The 16487-nt window shown below is 73.6% G+C and carries 14 protein-coding genes; 9 read left to right on the top strand and 5 right to left on the bottom strand.

Annotated features, from left to right (window positions below; translation table 11 throughout):
- On the bottom strand, window positions 1-1882 hold a 1882-nt coding region (locus O4U47_RS14650), incomplete at its 3' end, for a sigma-70 family RNA polymerase sigma factor (protein WP_270678405.1).
- A gap of 266 nt (window positions 1883-2148) precedes the next feature.
- On the opposite strand from O4U47_RS14650, the gene O4U47_RS14645 reads away from it, so the two are divergent.
- Window positions 2149-2901, top strand: a complete 753-nt coding sequence (locus O4U47_RS14645; protein ID WP_270678404.1) for a hypothetical protein — start codon at window positions 2149-2151, stop codon at window positions 2899-2901.
- A gap of 2225 nt (window positions 2902-5126) precedes the next feature.
- Here the strand turns inward: O4U47_RS14645 and O4U47_RS14640 are convergent.
- Together O4U47_RS14640 and cutA are read right to left on the bottom strand one after the other, a co-directional pair.
- Complete coding sequence (locus O4U47_RS14640) at window positions 5127-5765, bottom strand: hypothetical protein (RefSeq protein ID WP_270678403.1); 639 nt, start codon at window positions 5763-5765, stop codon at window positions 5127-5129.
- On the bottom strand, window positions 5762-6097 hold the full coding sequence (gene cutA / locus O4U47_RS14635; RefSeq protein ID WP_270678402.1) for a divalent-cation tolerance protein CutA: 336 nt from the start codon (window positions 6095-6097) through the stop codon (window positions 5762-5764). Before cutA ends, O4U47_RS14640 begins: the two co-directional genes overlap by 4 nt.
- 51 nt (window positions 6098-6148) lie before the next feature.
- Between cutA and pyrE the strand changes: the two genes are divergently transcribed.
- Window positions 6149-6682 (top strand): orotate phosphoribosyltransferase, encoded by a 534-nt coding sequence (pyrE, locus tag O4U47_RS14630; RefSeq protein WP_270678401.1) that lies wholly within the window; start codon window positions 6149-6151, stop codon window positions 6680-6682.
- Between the two features lie 19 nt (window positions 6683-6701).
- Here the strand turns inward: pyrE and O4U47_RS14625 are convergent, their stop codons facing one another.
- Complete coding sequence (locus O4U47_RS14625; RefSeq protein WP_270678400.1) at window positions 6702-7082, bottom strand: hypothetical protein; 381 nt, start codon at window positions 7080-7082, stop codon at window positions 6702-6704.
- Window positions 7083-7225: 143 nt separating this feature from the next.
- Entirely contained in the window at window positions 7226-7609 is a 384-nt protein-coding gene (locus O4U47_RS14620; protein ID WP_270678408.1) for a RodZ domain-containing protein, read from the bottom strand.
- Window positions 7610-7942: 333 nt separating this feature from the next.
- On the opposite strand from O4U47_RS14620, the gene fbaA reads away from it, so the two are divergent.
- The 7 genes from fbaA to murA all read left to right on the top strand — a co-directional run bounded on the left by fbaA (window position 7943) and on the right by murA (window position 16277).
- On the top strand, window positions 7943-8965 hold the full coding sequence (fbaA, locus tag O4U47_RS14615) for a class II fructose-bisphosphate aldolase (protein WP_270678399.1): 1023 nt from the start codon (window positions 7943-7945) through the stop codon (window positions 8963-8965).
- 145 nt (window positions 8966-9110) lie between these two features.
- A complete protein-coding gene (locus O4U47_RS14610) occupies window positions 9111-9524 on the top strand; it encodes a DUF3151 domain-containing protein (RefSeq protein ID WP_270678398.1) in 414 nt (137 codons plus the stop codon).
- Window positions 9525-9726: 202 nt separating this feature from the next.
- Window positions 9727-11010 carry an adenylosuccinate synthase gene (locus O4U47_RS14605; protein ID WP_270678397.1) on the top strand — a complete coding sequence of 428 codons (1284 nt, stop codon included), beginning with the start codon at window positions 9727-9729 and terminating at the stop codon, window positions 11008-11010.
- A 52-nt stretch (window positions 11011-11062) separates the two neighbouring features.
- Window positions 11063-12322, top strand: a complete 1260-nt coding sequence (gene purD / locus O4U47_RS14600) for a phosphoribosylamine--glycine ligase (RefSeq protein ID WP_270678396.1) — start codon at window positions 11063-11065, stop codon at window positions 12320-12322.
- Window positions 12323-12430: 108 nt separating this feature from the next.
- Window positions 12431-13738, top strand: coding sequence for an adenylosuccinate lyase (gene purB / locus O4U47_RS14595; RefSeq protein ID WP_270678395.1), 1308 nt, complete (start codon window positions 12431-12433; stop codon window positions 13736-13738).
- The gene (locus O4U47_RS14590) at window positions 13735-14643 is read left to right on the top strand and encodes a phosphoribosylaminoimidazolesuccinocarboxamide synthase (RefSeq protein WP_270678394.1); all 909 of its coding nucleotides are present in this window, start codon (window positions 13735-13737) and stop codon (window positions 14641-14643) included. The genes purB and O4U47_RS14590 overlap by 4 nt, the downstream gene beginning before the upstream one ends.
- A gap of 332 nt (window positions 14644-14975) precedes the next feature.
- Window positions 14976-16277 (top strand): UDP-N-acetylglucosamine 1-carboxyvinyltransferase, encoded by a 1302-nt coding sequence (murA, locus tag O4U47_RS14585; protein ID WP_270678393.1) that lies wholly within the window; start codon window positions 14976-14978, stop codon window positions 16275-16277.
- Window positions 16278-16487: the final 210 nt, after the last annotated feature.

Raw genomic sequence — 16487 nt, 5'->3', positions numbered from 1 at the left:
CCCCCTCCGGGCCGTCGGGGGCGTCCGGGAGGTCGAGGGCGACGGGCGCCGGGCGCTCGTCGGCAGGGGACGCGGCGGCCTGGTGGCCCTGGCCGCCTTCGTGGCCGTGCCCGTGCCCGTGGCCATGCCCGTGGCCATGCCCGTGGCCATGCCCGTGGCCGCCTCCGACCACGCCGGGCCACCAGGGCCAGTCGTCGTGGTCGTGCCCGTGGTCATGGTCGTGATCGTGGTCGTCCTCGGGCGGCTCCGGGTCCTCACACGTCAGCAGCGCGTTGCCGACGCTCTCCACCCGCACGCGCCCGGCGGTGGCGTAGCGCGCGGGCGTCCCCTCCGGGTCGACGCCGTAGGTCCCGCCCGCCGACACGCTCTCGCCGCCGGACGACACCCGGATCCGGGGCGGGCTCCCGGCCGGGGCGCCCCCGTCCACGTCGACATCGAGGTACTCGGTGGTGCTCTCCCCGGCGTCCAGGCCCGAACGCACACAGCGTGCGCCCTGGTCGCTGGGCGTGCAGCTCCACCCGTCCTCGCCGGGCGCGAACGGGACCGTGCTGCCGGGGCCGCCGCCCTCGCCGAAGGACACCCCCTGCGGCAGCAGGATGTCCGCGATCACGTCGTCCTCGGCCGGGTCGCCCTCGTTGGCCACGCTCATCACCACGATGCCGGGGCGGCCCGGCACCAGCGACCCGACCGGGTCGACCTGGGCGGCGAACGCGGGACGGCCCGGCTCCTCCGGGGCCGGCGGGTCCTCGGGGTCGTCCGGTTCGGGTTCGCCGGGTGCGGGCTCCTCCTCGGGGTCGGGCTCGTCCGGGTCCCGCGGCGGGTCCTCCTCGGCCGGAGGGTCCGCGGGCGGGTCGGCCGGCGGGTCCTGCGGCGGGTCGTCGGCGGGCGGGGCCTCCTGCGGGGGATCCTCCGCGGGCGGAGCCGCGGCCGGGGGCGGCGACCCGGGCGGCGGCAGCGGCTCCTCGGCGCCCACCAGGGCCAGGGCGACCGCCGCGGCGACGGCGGTCGCGGCCGTCCCGGCGGCGGTGGCCTGCTGCTGCCCCTTGGACATCCGGGTCCACCAGCCGCCCGCCAGGGCGCCGGAGGGCAGGCTCGCCAGGTACCCGGCGGCGGCCGGGCCCGCGATGAGCGGCAGCACCAGCCCGCGCAGCCCGACGTTGACGTCCATCAGCTCCGCGCAGACCTCGCGGCACTGCGCGCAGTCGTCCAGGTGGCGCTCGACCACCGCGGTGTCCCGCTTGGCCAGCCCGCCGCGCACGTAGCCGCCGAGCAGCTCCAGGGCCGGGCGGCAGCTCTCCGCCGGTGCGCCGCCCGCCAGGTGCATCTGGAGGTAGGCGCGGCGCAGCCCCTCGCGGGCCCGGTAGGCCATGGCGGCCACGCTGCCCGGGTCCTTGCCCAGGTACCCGGCGGCCTCGGCCGGGCCCAGGCCCTCGATCTCGGTGTACCAGAGCACCGACTGCCAGTCCGGGCGCAGCGACAGGAACGCCCGCGCGATCAGCGACCGCTCCAGCCCCTCCAGCGCCGGGTCGACGAAGGGCTCACCGCTGTCGAAGCGCTCCATGTCGTCGGTGACGACCTGGCGCTTGTCCTTGCGGCCCCGGTCGTAGACGCAGTGCCGCAGCGCGGTGAGCAGGTACGGCCGGAACCCCGCGGAGGGGCCGCCGCCGCGCTGCAGCACGTCCAGGACCCGGGCGAAGGCGTCGGCGACCGCGTCGTCCACCTCGGCCTCGCCCCGGACGAGCTGGCGCGCCAGACCGCGCGCGGCGTCGACGTGCCGCTCCCACAGCGTGCCGAAGGCGCCGGTATCGCCTGCTCGCACGCGGTCGAGCAACTCATCGTCCCCGGCCAGCAACTCGGTGTGCTCACCCCGAGCGTCCGCCATGCACCCGCCCCTCCCGCCGGTCCCCGGCGTACGCGTATTCCGTGCATCGCCCGCGGGGCGGGCGGTCCGGCGCGGCCCCTCCGCCGCGCCCCCTCCCCGCGGACCGCCCCGCGAAAGAAAGCCGAAAAAAATATCCCGCAATCGCGTCATAGCCGCCACCCGAGTCCGTGATTAGGGGTGAAGGCGCACCGGTGGGGCCCACCGCAACGGGGGCGTGGGCCCTGCCGGACGGCGCCGGAACGCGGACGACGATGGGAGCTTCAGCGATGGAGGCATGTGGACGGGACGGCCCCGAACGGGTGCGCGACGCGGCCGAGCGCCGCAGGCTGCGCACCCTGTGGAGCCGCAGGAGCCGGGAGAACGGCTGGGACCCGCCGGACGACTGGTGGACCCCGGTGGTGGACCAGATCTGCGAGGCGGCGGCGGGCGGGGACGACCTGGCGCCGGGGTGCTTCCGGTTCGGCCAGGCGCGGGCCCGCTCGGGGGTGGGCATCGGCGCGGCCATGGCCGACCTGGCGTCGCTGGGCGAGGTGCTCGGCTGGAACGGCGTGCCGATGCCGCTGCTGCGGGCGCTGGCCGAGGGCTGGGTGGACGGCGGGCGGTCGCCCGACGACTGCCAGGACCCGCTGACCGGGCTGGCGACCGCCTCCTACCTGCACACCCGGATCGGCGAGCTGTACCGGGGCGCAGAGGCGGGGGCCGGGGCCGCGGGACGGCACCGGCTGGTGGTGGTCGCCCTGGAGCAGCGGGCCGACCCGTGGCGGCGCACCGCCCAGCTCATCGTGCTCGGACACGAGCTGAGCCGGTCCTTCAGCGCGGGGGAGTCCCTGGCGCTGCTGAGCAGGACCCGGCTGGCGGTACTGGCCCCGGGCGGCCCGGAGCTGGCCGAGCACGCCCGCCACCTGCGCGAGAACCTCTGCCGGGAGCACGGCGCGGAGCTGTGGACCGTCCCGCTCCCGGAGACCGAGCGCGAAGCGCGCGCCCTGTTGGACGACATCGGAAGGCCGCTCTCCACATGACCTCCCCCACCGTTCCCGACCCCGTCCCCGCCCACCGGTCCGAGCCGTGCGCGCCGTGCGCAATGTGCACACGGTCGAGACTGCGCATGCGCGTCAGGCCGCACGCAAGGCCCGTGTCCACGGCACCGTCCGGCACCGAGGCGAGGTGCGCCATGGCCGCCGACTGATCCCAGGCGCCGCCGGTGCACGCGGCCCCGTAGAGGGGGCGGGGCCCGGCAACGGCGGCAGGCCGGACCGCGGCGCCCCGTTTGAGGGGGCGGGAGCGCGCGGACCGGCCGCCACCGGGTTCCGTCCCGGTGAAGGGTTACCGGCCCGTCGAGCGGGAGGGTCCTCTGGTCCCCGGCGGGGACGACCCCCCGAACCGACCGGTAACCGAGGGAACGCCGTACGGCGTTCCCTCCGAAGGAGGCGCGTCCGCAAGGGGAGGCGGGCGCGCCTCCCCTTGCATGGAGTGGGGGCGGGGCGACGACGCAGGTCAGCGCCCCTTGCGGTAACGCTGTCGGGTGGCGGCGTGTGCGTGGTCGCGGTGTTTGGCGGCGACGGCGTGAGCGGGGGCGGTTCCCCGGCCCTGCCTGCCGTCCGCCGGGTTCCTCGCGGTGCAGGTGGGGTGGGCGGCTCGGCGGGTGCCCCCCTGACGGGCCCTAGCCGGGCGCCGGGCGGTCGGAGTGCCAGGTAGATGGCGGCGACGGCGTGAGCGGGGGCGGTTCCCCGGCCCTGCCTGCCGTCCGCCGGGTTCCTCGCGGTGCAGGTGGGGTGGGCGGCTCGGCGGGTGCCCCACTGACGGGCCCTAGCCGGGCGCCGGGCGGTCGGAGTGCCAGGTAGATGGCGGCGACGGCGTGAGCGGGGGCGGTTCCCCGGGGCTGCTTGCCGAGCGGCGGGTTCCTCGCGCCCCGGGAAGGCGGCGCCGTGGGGTGGGCGGATGCTCGCCCGCGCCCGTGGCGGGTGAACGGGCACCGCATTCCGGGCATCCCGGACACGAGGCGGGTTGCCGGGCATCGAGTGTGCAGAAGAGTGCACACTGGGCGCGTGGGAGTGGTCGAAAGCGCACACTCGTTGCCCCGGGGGCGCGTTGAACGCACGATGGGGAACCTCGGGGCCGAACATTCCGGGCATACCGGGTGCGGCGGGGAGGGTTCGGCGATCCCGCGTGGCGGATCCGCCGCGCGGTCACGCTCAAAGCGCCCCTTTCGCCGCGCGGGACGACCTCGGGCCGTCCGTGGCGTCCGGAAGGCGGGTTCCGGCCCGGCCGCTACCCGCCAGGTGTCCGGTTCGCCCGGTTCCCGGGGCGCCGGGGCCCCTCCCTCGCCCTGATCGGCGCCCGGGGCGGGCCCGCGAGCGGCGGGGGTGCGCGGTCATCGCGATTCCAGAACACGTTCTGCCTCCAGAAGTGCCCCAAACAGCACAGCAGGCCCGTTTACCGCTCTCACCATCACCGTGGGTAGCCGATATCGGCCCGGAGGGGACCCCGGGGGTCCGGCGGGGGCGCCCAGGTACCCCTGATCCCGCTCCGACGCGCGAGGCGAGCACCCCACACGGGCACGAATCGGGCATTCCGATTCCAGAACCTGTTCTGGAATCGCCGACTTCGCACGCCCGGGGCCCGCGCGGGTGTCGGTGAGCGCGCTTTCCGGCCCTCTCACCCCTTAACAGGGAGTGTTCGCCCAGGTCATGGCCCTGCCGGGTACACGGCGGGCCCGGCGGGGGCGGGTCCGGGTGTCGGAGAGGGCGAACCCCGGCCCCCACGTCTCACCATGCGGGAGCTTTCCGACGGAGGGGTGCACGTTGGTCGAGACGGCGCCCGCCTGGACCGCGAGGGGCCGGGCGGACGGCAGGCAGGGCCGGGGAATCGGACGGCTCTTGCCGTCGCCGCCAAGAACGGTGACCACGCACACACACCCGGCGGCCGACCGACCGGCAGGTAGGGGCGCCGGCCTCCGTCGTCGCCGCCCCCACCCCACACCCCGGCAGCCCGCCGCCCGGCCGGGGTCCGGAGCGGGGTACCTGCTGGCCCCGTCGGTGCTGCTGGTCACCTTGCATCCCGGCCGCCCGCCACCCGGCCAGAGCCCGGGAGCGGGGCACCGGCCGAGCCGCCACCTGCATGGACCGAGAGGGGGCGGATTCACGGCAAGCAGGCCCGGGGAACAGGCCCGCTGTCGCCGTCGCCGCCCACTACGGCGACCATCCACACACCCGCCACCCGACAACGCCGCAGGTGGAACGGCGCTCTACATCTCTTCGACCAGGGACAGCAGCGCCTCGGCCAGGTCCGCCGGGGTCGCGGCCCCTGTGGCGTCCTTTACCGGCCACCCCCGGAGGGAGGCCAGGCGGGCGCAAGGGGCGTGGTGGGCCCGCGTGTACAGGTACCCGCACGGAGCATCGGGCCAGTCCTGGGTCGCGGGCAGGGGTTCGGTGTCGTACCCGGGAGGGAGTTCGGCGTCGTAGCCGGAAGAGGGCGCGGTGTCGTACCCGGAAGGAGGCGCGCCGTCACCGGAAGGGGCCCCACCGTCGCCCGGGGCCGGTTCGAGGGCGGGGTTCTGGGCCCGCCTCAGGTCGGCGCGGGCGGGCGTGCCCGGTTGGGGCATGAGGCCGTCGGCGATCACGTACCCGGACGGTGGGCGGCGGGCCGCGCGCTGGGCGGCGCCGACGGCCGCGGCCAGGGGCGCCGCCTCGCCGACGGCGATGATCAGGGGCGCGGCCGGCGCCTGCGCGGCGGCGGCCAGGGAGGCGGCCGCCACGTAGGACGCCGCGTACGGCGGCCCCGCGGCGGGGTCGGGGCAGGCGCTGACGGGCGCCAGGCCGTGGTCCTCCAGGGCCTCGGCGAGGCCGGGCCAGGCGCTCAGCAGCAGCGGGCGGCCGGGCCTCAACGGACGGGGCGGGTCTCGTCGGTGACCCACTCCAGGTAGTCGGCGGAGCCGCCCCGCACCGGGACGGCCACGATCTCGGGGACGTCGTAGGGGTGCACTTCGTTGAGGTGCGCGGTCAGGGCGTCGAGGCGGTCGGCGGCGGTCTTCATCACCACGATCCACTCCTCTTCGGCCTGGACCGCCTCCTCCCACCGGAAGAAGCTGGTGATCGGCCCGGACACCTGGGCGCAGGCGGCCAGCCGGTGCTCGACCACCGAGCGGGCCAGCTCCTCGGCGCCCTTCCGGTCGGCCGCGGTGGTCTCCACACGCACGTGCCCGGCGTCCCGCTCCATGCTTCCTCCGCTGCTCAGGGTGGTGATCCGGCCGGTCTAGGCTCATGAGGCATGAGCGACCGCGAAGAACTGCTGCGACACGTCAACGATAAGGCCGTGGTGCACGGCCGCGTCACCCTCTCCTCGGGCCGGGAGGCCGACCACTACGTCGACCTGCGCCGGGTGACCCTGGACGGGCGGAGCGCCCCGCTGGTCGGGCGGGCCATGCTGGAGGCCACCGCCGACCTGGACTACGAGGCCGTGGGCGGGCTGACCCTGGGGGCCGACCCGGTCGGCACGGCGATGCTGCACGCGGCGGCCGCGCAGGGGCGCGCCCTGGACGCGTTCGTGGTGCGCAAGGCCGGCAAGGCGCACGGCCTGCAGCGGCGGATCGAGGGGCCGGACGTGGCCGGGCGGCGGGTGCTCGCGGTCGAGGACACCTCCACCACCGGCGGGTCGGTGCTGACCGCGGTGGAGGCGCTGCGCGAGGCCGGCGCGGAGGTGGTCGGCGTGGCGGTGATCGTGGACCGCGGCGCCCGGGAGAAGGTCGTCGGCGAGGGCCTGGAGTACCGCGCCGTGTTCGAGCTGTCCGACCTGGACGTGTGAGCGCGGCCGCGGGCCCGGTTCACGTGATCGGGTGCCACTCCGAGTGGTTCTGCCCCACGATGCTCAGACGGAAGTGGTAGGAGCGCGGCGCCTCGTGCCACTCGCCGTCGCCGAAGCACCCCTCGTCGTCCCAGTACTCGGTCCCGGGTTCGGCGTCGACCTCGGCGTGCGGGCTGTAGTCGTCGCAGCGCTCGTCCTCGACGTGCAGCCGCTCCTTGCCGTCCACTTCGACGAAGCCGACGAGCTCGTCGCCGTCGTAGGCCTCGATCCGGTTCTCCAGGTAGACGTACTCGACCTCGTGCGGGTCGTCGTCGGCCGCCGCGGCCGGGAAGGGGAGCAGCATCGCTCCGGCGAGCCCGCCGATCAGCGCCGCGGCGCCGGCGTTGCGTGCAATGGACATGGGCGTCTCCTTGCGAGGTTCGTCGACCGTGGTCTCGGGCCACCCCCGACCACCGGACAATCACTCAGAGTAAGGAGATACCACCCGAAAGCAACGACCGCGCCCCCGTGCCGCGAAAGTCGCCCCTCCACTGAAAGTGCAGGTCAGGCCGCTTCAGCCATGAAGGAGTAGCCGTCCCCGGCCTCGGAGAGGTCCTTCAGCTCACCGTTGACGTACACCTCCACGGCCTCCGGATCACCCAGAGTGACTTCGAGTTCCGCGTGGTCGTAGCTGAGGAACTGCCCCTGGGTCATGGTGGCGTCGGTGAGCACCTCGCCGCCGGGCACGCGAACGAGGACGTCGCTGGCCTCGCCCACGACCTTGATGTAGAGCATGCTGTCGTCGGCCTCGCCCGCCTCCTCGGCGGCGGCCGGAGGGGTGGCCGTGGAGGGCGCGGACGCCTGCCCCGGCAGGGAGTTGTAGAGGAAGAACACCCCGAGGCCCACGAGCACGACGAAGACGGCGATCGCGGCGGCGATGCCCAGCACCTGCCCGATGCCCCGAGGGTCATTGCGATGTCGTCCCACGGGTGTGAATGTAGCGTGAATCACGCGGGGCATTCGAGACCCGGGGGGACGCAGCGGCGAATATCCCCGGAATTCCTACGTACCGCCACCACGGCCCTACACAGGGTCCCGGATTCGCCCCTTCCGGCCGGATCCGGCCCCGACCCGGACACCAGGTCTGTCACCCGCCCATTCCGTACATTTGGTCTAGACCTTTTCGCGGGCTTTCCACGTTCGCGATACTGGGGCGCAGGACCCCCGTGCGACCGGGGGCGCCGCAACCGGATCACTCCAGGCCAACCAGGGAGTCACACCATGCCCATCGCGACCCCGGAGGTCTACACGGAGATGCTGGGCCGCGCGAAGTCCCAGGGCTTCGCCTACCCCGCGATCAACGTGACCTCCAGCCAGACCCTGCACGCCGCCCTGCGCGGCTTCGCCGAGGCGGAGAGCGACGGCATCGTCCAGATCTCCACGGGGGGAGCCGAGTTCCTCTCCGGCGCGACCGTCAAGGACATGGTCACCGGTTCCGTGGCCTTCGCCGAGTACGCCCGCGTGGTCGCCGACAAGTACCCGGTGAACATCGCCCTGCACACCGACCACTGCCCCAAGGACAAGCTGGACGGGTTCGTCCGCCCCCTGCTGAAGCTGTCCGAGGAGCGGGTGGAGAAGGGGATGCAGCCGCTCTTCCAGTCCCACATGTGGGACGGCTCGGCCGTGCCGCTGGAGGAGAACCTCACGATCGCCGAGGAGCTGCTCGCCAAGTCGAACGCCGCCCGCACGATCCTGGAGATCGAGGTCGGCGTCGTCGGCGGCGAGGAGGACGGCATCGTCGGCGAGATCAACGAGAAGCTGTACACCACCCCCGAGGACGCCCTGCGCACGGCCGAGGCGCTGGGCCTGGGCGACAAGGGCTACTACATGACCGCCCTCACCTTCGGCAACGTGCACGGCGTCTACAAGCCGGGGCACGTCAAGCTGCGCCCCGAGGTCCTCAAGGAGGCCCAGGACGCGGTGGGCGACAAGTACGGCCGCACCAAGCCGTTCGACTTCGTCTTCCACGGCGGCTCCGGCTCCACCCTGGAGGAGATCCACGCCGCCATCGACTACGGCGTGGTGAAGATGAACATCGACACCGACACCCAGTACGCCTTCACCCGCCCCATCGCCGACCACATGCTGCGCAACTACGAGGGCGTGCTCAAGGTCGACGGCGAGGTCGGCAACAAGAAGCAGTACGACCCGCGCTCCTACGGCAAGGCCGCCGAGGCCGGGATGGCCGAGCGCGTCGTCGACGGGTGCCGCCAGTTGAAGTCCGCAGGGCAGAAGATGAACTAATCTGCCCGTGGGAGCGCGCCCTGCGGGTGCGCCCCTGGGCCGGCCCCCGGTTCCCAGCGGATTCGGGGGCCGCAGCGCGCCCGGCCGCCTGACATCCATGGGCGGACGCGTCGGCCGGGCGCGCGCCCCCTGGCAGGATGGGGCCATGGACCTGCATGCGAATCTCCTCGGGGAGCCGCCGGCCACCCGCCTCCCCGACCAGCCCGAGGCGCGCGAGGCGCTGGCCTCCGGCACCGACCCCTCCGAGGTCGCCGCGCGCACCCCGACGTACTCGGCCGCCTGGGCCGCGCTCGCCGAGCGCGCGCTGGAGGCCGGGGACCCGGTGACCGCCTACGCCTACGCCCGCACCGGCTACCACCGCGGGCTGGACCAGCTCCGCCGCGCGGGCTGGAAGGGGCACGGCCCGGTCCCGTGGGACCACGAACCCAACCAGGGCTTCCTGCGCGCCCTGAACGCGCTCGCCCGCGCCGCCGGGGAGATCGGCGAGTCCGAGGAGGAGGAGCGCTGCTCCACGTTCCTGCGGGAGAGCAGCGCCGAGGCCGCCGAAGCGCTGTCCTGAACCGGGTGCGGGCCGGGTGCGGGCCGCCCGCCGACCCCGCCCGCACCCGCCTGCGCCGACCGGCACTGACCGGGCAATTCCGTGCTTAACGCGCGCGCCCTGGTCGTGTACGCTCTAGACGCAAGGGCCCCTGTCGCTTGCTTGCGCCAGGGGCTTACCCATGTCCGGGCAACGGTCCGAACGATTGAAGGGGTAGACCCGCATGCCGGCGATCACGCTCGTTGGGGCCCAGTGGGGCGACGAGGGCAAGGGCAAGGCCACCGACCTGGTGGGCGACCGCGTCGACTACGTGGTCCGCTACCAGGGCGGCAACAACGCCGGGCACACGGTCGTCATCGGCGACCAGAAGTACGCCCTGCACCTGCTGCCCTCCGGCATCCTCTCGCCGGACGTCGTCCCGGTCATCGCCAACGGCGTCGTCATCGACCCGGCGGTGCTCTTCGAGGAGCTGGGCGGCCTGAACGAGCGCGGTGTGGACACCTCGCGCCTGCTGATCTCGGCCAACGCGCACCTGATCATGCCCTACCACCGGGAGCTCGACAAGGTCAGCGAGCGGTTCCTGGGCAAGGGCCGGATCGGCACCACCGGGCGCGGCATCGGCCCCACCTACGCCGACAAGATCTCCCGCCAGGGCGTGCGCGTGCAGGACATGTTCGACGCCAAGATCCTGCGCAAGAAGGTCGAGCTGGCGCTCAACGACAAGAACCAGGTCCTCACCAAGGTCTTCAACCGGCGCGGCATGGACCCCGAGCGCGTCATCGACGAGTACCTGGGCTACGCCGAGCGGCTGCGCCCCCACGTCACCGACACCTCCCTGGTGCTCAACAAGGCGCTCGACGAGGGCAAGAACGTGTACCTGGAGGGATCCCAGGGCACCCTGCTCGACATCGACCACGGCACCTACCCCTTCGTCACCTCCTCCTCGCCGACCTCCGGCGGGGCGTGCGCCGGCGCGGGCATCGGCCCCACCCGCATCACCAAGGTGGTGGGCATCCTGAAGGCCTACACCACCCGCGTGGGGTCGGGCCCCTTCCCGACCGAGCTGCACGACGAGTGGGGCGACTGGCTGCGCGCCCAGGGCCACGAGTTCGGCGTGACCACCGGGCGCAACCGCCGCTGCGGCTGGTTCGACGCGCCCATCGCCCGCTACGCCACCCGGGTCAACGGCATCACCGACTTCTTCCTGACCAAGCTGGACGTCCTCACCGGCCTGGACCGCATCCCGGTGTGCGTCGGCTACGACGTGGACGGGGTCCGCCACGACGAGATCCCGATGACCCAGACCGACTTCCACCACGCGGTGCCGGTCTACGAGCACCTGGACGGGTGGAGCGAGGACATCACCGGGGCGCGGTCCTTCGGCGAACTTCCCAAGAACGCTCAGGACTACGTGCGTACCCTGGAGGAGATGTCCGGGGCCCCGATCTCGGCCATCGGCGTCGGTCCCGGGCGCGACCAGACGCTGGAGCTGCGCTCCCTGGTCTGACCCGGCCCGCACGCGTCCCCTCGATCCCCACGACACACAAAGGGTCCGTTACGTGAAAGCCCTGGTACTCGGCGGCGGAGGCCGCGAGCACGCCCTCGTCCGAGCCCTCTCCCTCGACCCGGGTGTCACCGAGCTGCACTGCGCTCCCGGCAACCCGGGCATCTCGGCCCTGGCCGACAACCACGTGATCAACCCCGTGGACGGCCTGGCCGTGACCGAGCTGGCCGCCCGCATCCGGGCCGAGCTGGTGGTCATCGGGCCGGAAGCCCCGCTGGTGGCCGGGGTCGCCGACGCCCTGCGCGACCGCGGCATCCCGGTCTTCGGGCCGGACCGCGAGGCCGCGCGGATCGAGGGGTCCAAGGCCTTCGCCAAGGAGGTCATGCAGGCCGCGGGGGTGCCCACCGCACGGGCGCGGATCTGCCGCACCCCCGCGCAGGCCGCCGAGGCCCTGGACGCCTTCGGCCCGCCCTACGTGGTCAAGGACGACGGCCTGGCCGCGGGCAAGGGCGTGGTGGTCACCGAGGACCGCGCCGAGGCCGAGCGGCACGCCCGCGAGTGCGGGCGCGTCGTCGTCGAGGAGTACCTGGACGGCCCCGAGGTGTCGCTGTTCGTGCTCAGCGACGGGGTGCACGCCATCCCGCTGCCCGCCGCCCAGGACTTCAAGCGCGCCCACGAGGGCGGCACCGGCCCCAACACCGGCGGCATGGGCGCCTACGCCCCGCTGGGCTGGGCCCCGGACGGGCTCACCGAGCAGGTCATGAACGAGGTGGTCGGCCCCACCATCCGGGAGATGGCCAAGCGCGGCCACCGGTACCAGGGGCTGCTCTACGTCGGCCTGGCGCTGACCTCTGGGGGCCCCAAGGTGGTGGAGTTCAACGCCCGCTTCGGCGACCCCGAGGCGCAGGTGGTGTTGGACCGCCTGGCCACCCCGGTGGGGACGCTGCTGCAGGCCGCCGACACCGGCGGCCTGGGGAGCATCACGTCCCTTGAGTGGCGCAACGGCGCTGCGGTCACCGTGGTGCTGGCCTCTGAGGGCTACCCGGGATCCCCCGCCAAGGGCGACACCGTCGGCGGCCTGGCGGAGGCGGACGCGGTCGACGGGGCCTACGTCCTGCACGCCGGAACCGCCTGGGGGCCCGACCGGACCATCGTGTCCAGCGGCGGCCGGGTGCTGAACGTCGTGGGCACCGGCGACTCCCTGGCGGCCGCGCGCGGGCGCGCCTACGAGGCGCTCTCCAAGATCGAGCTGCGCGGCTCGTTCCACCGCACCGACATCGCAGAAGAGGCCGCCGCCAAGGAGAGCGGGGCCTGACGCGGCCCGGCCGCGCCTGGGGGTGTGCCGCGCGGGTCATGGCCATCGCGCAGGAGGCCGTGACCCACACAACACGCCCGGGCTCCCGATGCCTGCAAAAATGTAGTCGTGATCGAGCGCTACACCCTTCCGGAAATCGGGCGCGTCTTCAGCGACGCCCACAAGTACGAGCTCTGGTGCCGGGTCGAGACCCTGGTGATGGAGGCCCACGCCGAGGCGGGCACCATCCCGGCCGACTCGGTCGAGCCGGTGCGCCAGGCGCCGCCGCCCACCCCGGAGCGGGTGGCCGAGATCGAGGCGGTGACCCAGCACGACGTCATCGCCTTCCTCACCGCCTGGGCCGACAACACCGAGCCCCGTGAGGCCGCCAAGTGGGTCCACTTCGGCATGACCTCCTCCGACCTGCTCGACACCGCGCTGGCCGCCCAGCTCGTCGAGGCCACCGACATCCTGCTCGCCAAGGCCGACGCCCTGGTGGCGGCGCTGCGCGACCACGCCCTGGCGCACCGGGGCACGCTGCGCGTCGGCCGGACGCACGGCATCCACGGCGAGCCGGACGTGTGGGGGCACCGCGTCGCCGACTTCGCCTTCGGCATGGCGCGCTCCCGGGACCGCCTGCGCCGCGCGCGCGAGGCGGTCGGGGTGATGGCGATCTCGGGCCCGGTGGGCACCTACTCCAACATCGACCCCGAGGTCGAGGCTTACGTCGCCGAGAAGCTGGGCCTGCGCCCCGCCGACGTGTCCACCCAGGTGGTGCTGCGCGACGGCATCTCCGAGTGGGTCTCCTGCCTGGCGATCATGGCGACCGTGTGCGAGGCCGTCGCCCTAGAGGTGCGGCACGGCCAGCGCACGGAGGTGCGCGAGCTCTGGGAGCCCTTCGGCAAGGGACAGAAGGGCTCCAGCGCCATGCCGCACAAGAAGAACCCGATCATGTCGGAGCGGATCTGCGGCATGGCGCGCAACGTTCGCGCGCAGATCGTCCCGGTCATGGAGGGCATCCCGCTCTGGCACGAGCGCGACATCTCGCACTCCTCCACCGAGCGCATCAGCCTGCCGGACGCGGCCATCGCCACCGACTACCTGCTCAACCTGACCACGAAGCTGGTCACGGGCCTGGTCGTGGACAGCGACCGGATGCTGGCCAACCTGGACGCCACGCACGGCCTGATCTACTCCTCCACCGTGGTCTCCGAGCTGATCGAGACCGGGCTGTCGCGCGAGGACGTCTACGCCGTCGTGCAGGGCGCCGCCATGCGCACGTGGGACACCGGCACACCGTTCCGGCAGACCCTGCGCGAGGAGGCCGGATCCCGCGGCATCACGCTGGACGAGGCCCGGCTGGACGAGGTCTGCCGCCCCGAGCGCTTCACCGAGCGCCTGGCGGGCGTGTTCGAGCGGCTGGAGAAGCTGGCGTGAGCGGCTTCACCGTGCGGCCCGTCCCCGTGGAGGTCCCGGGGCTGACGCACCTGCACACCGGCAAGGTGCGCGACCTCTACGCCACCGCCTCCGGGGACCTGGTGATGGTGGCCAGCGACCGGGTGTCGGCCTACGACTGGGTGCTGCCCACCGAGATCCCCGACAAGGGGCGGCTGCTGACCGCGCTGTCGCTGTGGTGGTTCGACCGGCTGGCCGACATCGCCCCCGCGCACGTGCTCTCGGACACGCCCCCGCCGGGCGCTCCGGAGGACTGGCGCGGCCGCACCCTGGTCTGCCGCCGCCTGGACATGGTCCCGGTGGAGTGCGTGGCCCGCGGCTACCTGGCCGGGTCGGGCCTGGCCGAGTACCAGGCGGACGGCACGGTGTGCGGCGTCGCGCTCCCCGACGGCCTCCAGGACGGGTCGCGCCTGGAGGAGCCGATCTTCACCCCGGCCACCAAGGCCGAGGTGGGCGAGCACGACGAGAACGTCTCGTTCGAGCGGGTGGCCGCCGTCCACGGCGCCGCCCTCGCCGAGGAGCTGCGCACCGCGACCCTGGCGCTGTACCGCCGCGGCCGGGAGCTGGCCGAGGAGCGCGGCATCCTGCTGGCCGACACCAAGTTCGAGTTCGGACGGGACGCCGACGGGACACTGGTGCTGGCCGACGAGGTGTTCACCCCCGACTCCTCGCGGTTCTGGCCGGCCGACGGGTGGGAGCCGGGGCGCCCCCAGCCGTCGTTCGACAAGCAGGTCCTCCGCGACTGGCTGACCTCCCCCGCCTCCGGGTGGGACCGGGCCTCCGAGGAGCCGCCCCCACCGCTGCCCCAGGACGTCGTCGACCGCACCCGGGACCGCTACCTGGAGGTCTACGAGCGGCTCACGGGCTCACCGGCCCCGGTGGGCTGACCACGGGCGCTGACCGCGGGCGCGGGCCCCGGCCGCCGCGACACGCCGGGAGCCCGCCCCGCGCCCGTGATCCCGCGCACGATGGCACCGGCAGCCGCGCGGAGCGCTTACAGTGGAACGCGTCCTTTGCCGGGGTGCGGCCACCGGCGCACGCATGGGACCTTCCCACATCATCCGCCGTTACGGCGGCCCATGCGATCCCTCCGACCTGCACCGCGTTAGCCGCGCCGGGTTCGCGGCATAACGGCGGGAACGAGCCGGGAAAAGAGCGCGTCTCACCGCGTAGGCGCGTCGAAGTCGAGATCTTTCACATCCGCCTCACGAAGGAGCACATGAGCATGGGCCAGGAGGTTCGCTACCGCGTCCGCGGCGGCCGTCCCCTCAACGGGACGGCGTTCATCCAGGGCGCGAAGAACGCCGTGCTGCCGATGATCGGCGCCGCCCTGCTCGCGAGCAAGGGACGCACCGTCCTGCGCAACGTCCCCAACATCGAGGACGTGCGGCGCGCCCTGGAGCTGGCCGAGCACGTCGGCGCCAAGGTCGAGTTCCACGAGGCCGAGCGTACGGCGGTCATCGACGCCTCCCGCCTGGGCGACCCGGAGCGCGCCGTCCTTCCGGCCGACATCGCCGCCCGCTTCCGCGGCTCGGTGCTGTTCGTCCCCGCCCTCATGCACCGCATGGGCCGCGCCCGCATCGAGGGCGTCGGCGGCTGCAACCTCGGCAGCCGCAAACTCGACTTCCACTACCGCGGCTTCGCCCGTCTGGGCGCCGAGGTGGTCGAGGACGAGGAGCGCAACCACATCACCATCGACGCCCCGTCCCTGCGCGGCGGCCACCTGTACCTGGACACGCCCTCGCACACCGGCACCGAGAACCTCATCATGGCCGCCGTGCTCGCCCGCGGGACCACGGTCATCGAGCACGCCGCGCTGGAGCCCGAGGTCATCGACGTCATCGAGTTCCTGCGCGCGATGGGCGCCAAGATCAGCGGCGGCGGCACCGGGTTCATCACCGTGGAGGGCGTCGAGGAGCTCACCGCGGTCGAGCACACCATCATGAGCGACCGCATCGACGCCGGCGTGTTCGCCATGGCGACCGCGGCCGCCGGCGGCGACGTCAGCCTGGTCGGCGCCAACCTGGAGCACCTGGGCGTCGCGCGCTGGAAGCTGGACCAGATGGGCGTGGAGTTCTCCCAGCAGGGCGCGGTGCTGCACGTGCGCCGCGACCCGTCGGTGCCGATGCGCCCGATCAACGCGGTCACCTCCCCCTACCCGGGCTTCGCCACCGACCTGCAGTCGCCGCTGATGGCGCTGGCCACCCTGGCCGAGGGCGAGAGCTACCTGCACGAGAACATCTACGACGGCCGCTTCGCGCTGGCCGACGAGCTCAACAAGATGGGCGCCAAGATCGAGGTGGAGGGCACCCGGGCGATCGTGCACGGCCCCACCGAGCTGCGCGGCGCCGAGGTGGCCGCGCACGACCTGCGCACCGGCGCCTCGCTGGTGCTGGCCGGCCTGGTGGCCGAGGGCGAGACCGTGGTGGCGCCGGGGTACCTGGTCGACCGGGGACACGCCCAGTTCGCGTCGCGCCTGGCCGCTTTGGGCGCCGACGTCACGCGCGAGCACCTCGCCTGAGACCGCGTCACCCCAGTTCAGGCCGGGGTGGGAGGCGCACGGCGACGGCGCTCCCGCCTCGGCTTTCGGTCTTCTGCGTGAAACGATCATCATTGGCCCCGCACAATGGGTACGATCGCGGCAATCATGCCGTGACAGAAACAGGTTCGGGAACCAGTGGGCGCACATAGTGAAGAACGTGGAATGGTAGCGGGGAGCAGCCCGAGGTGA

The organism is Nocardiopsis suaedae (genome assembly GCF_027706745.1).
Lineage (GTDB): Bacteria > Actinomycetota > Actinomycetes > Streptosporangiales > Streptosporangiaceae > Nocardiopsis_A > Nocardiopsis_A suaedae.
Note: the sequence above shows the minus strand (reverse complement) of the source record. Positions and strands in the feature narration are given on the sequence as shown.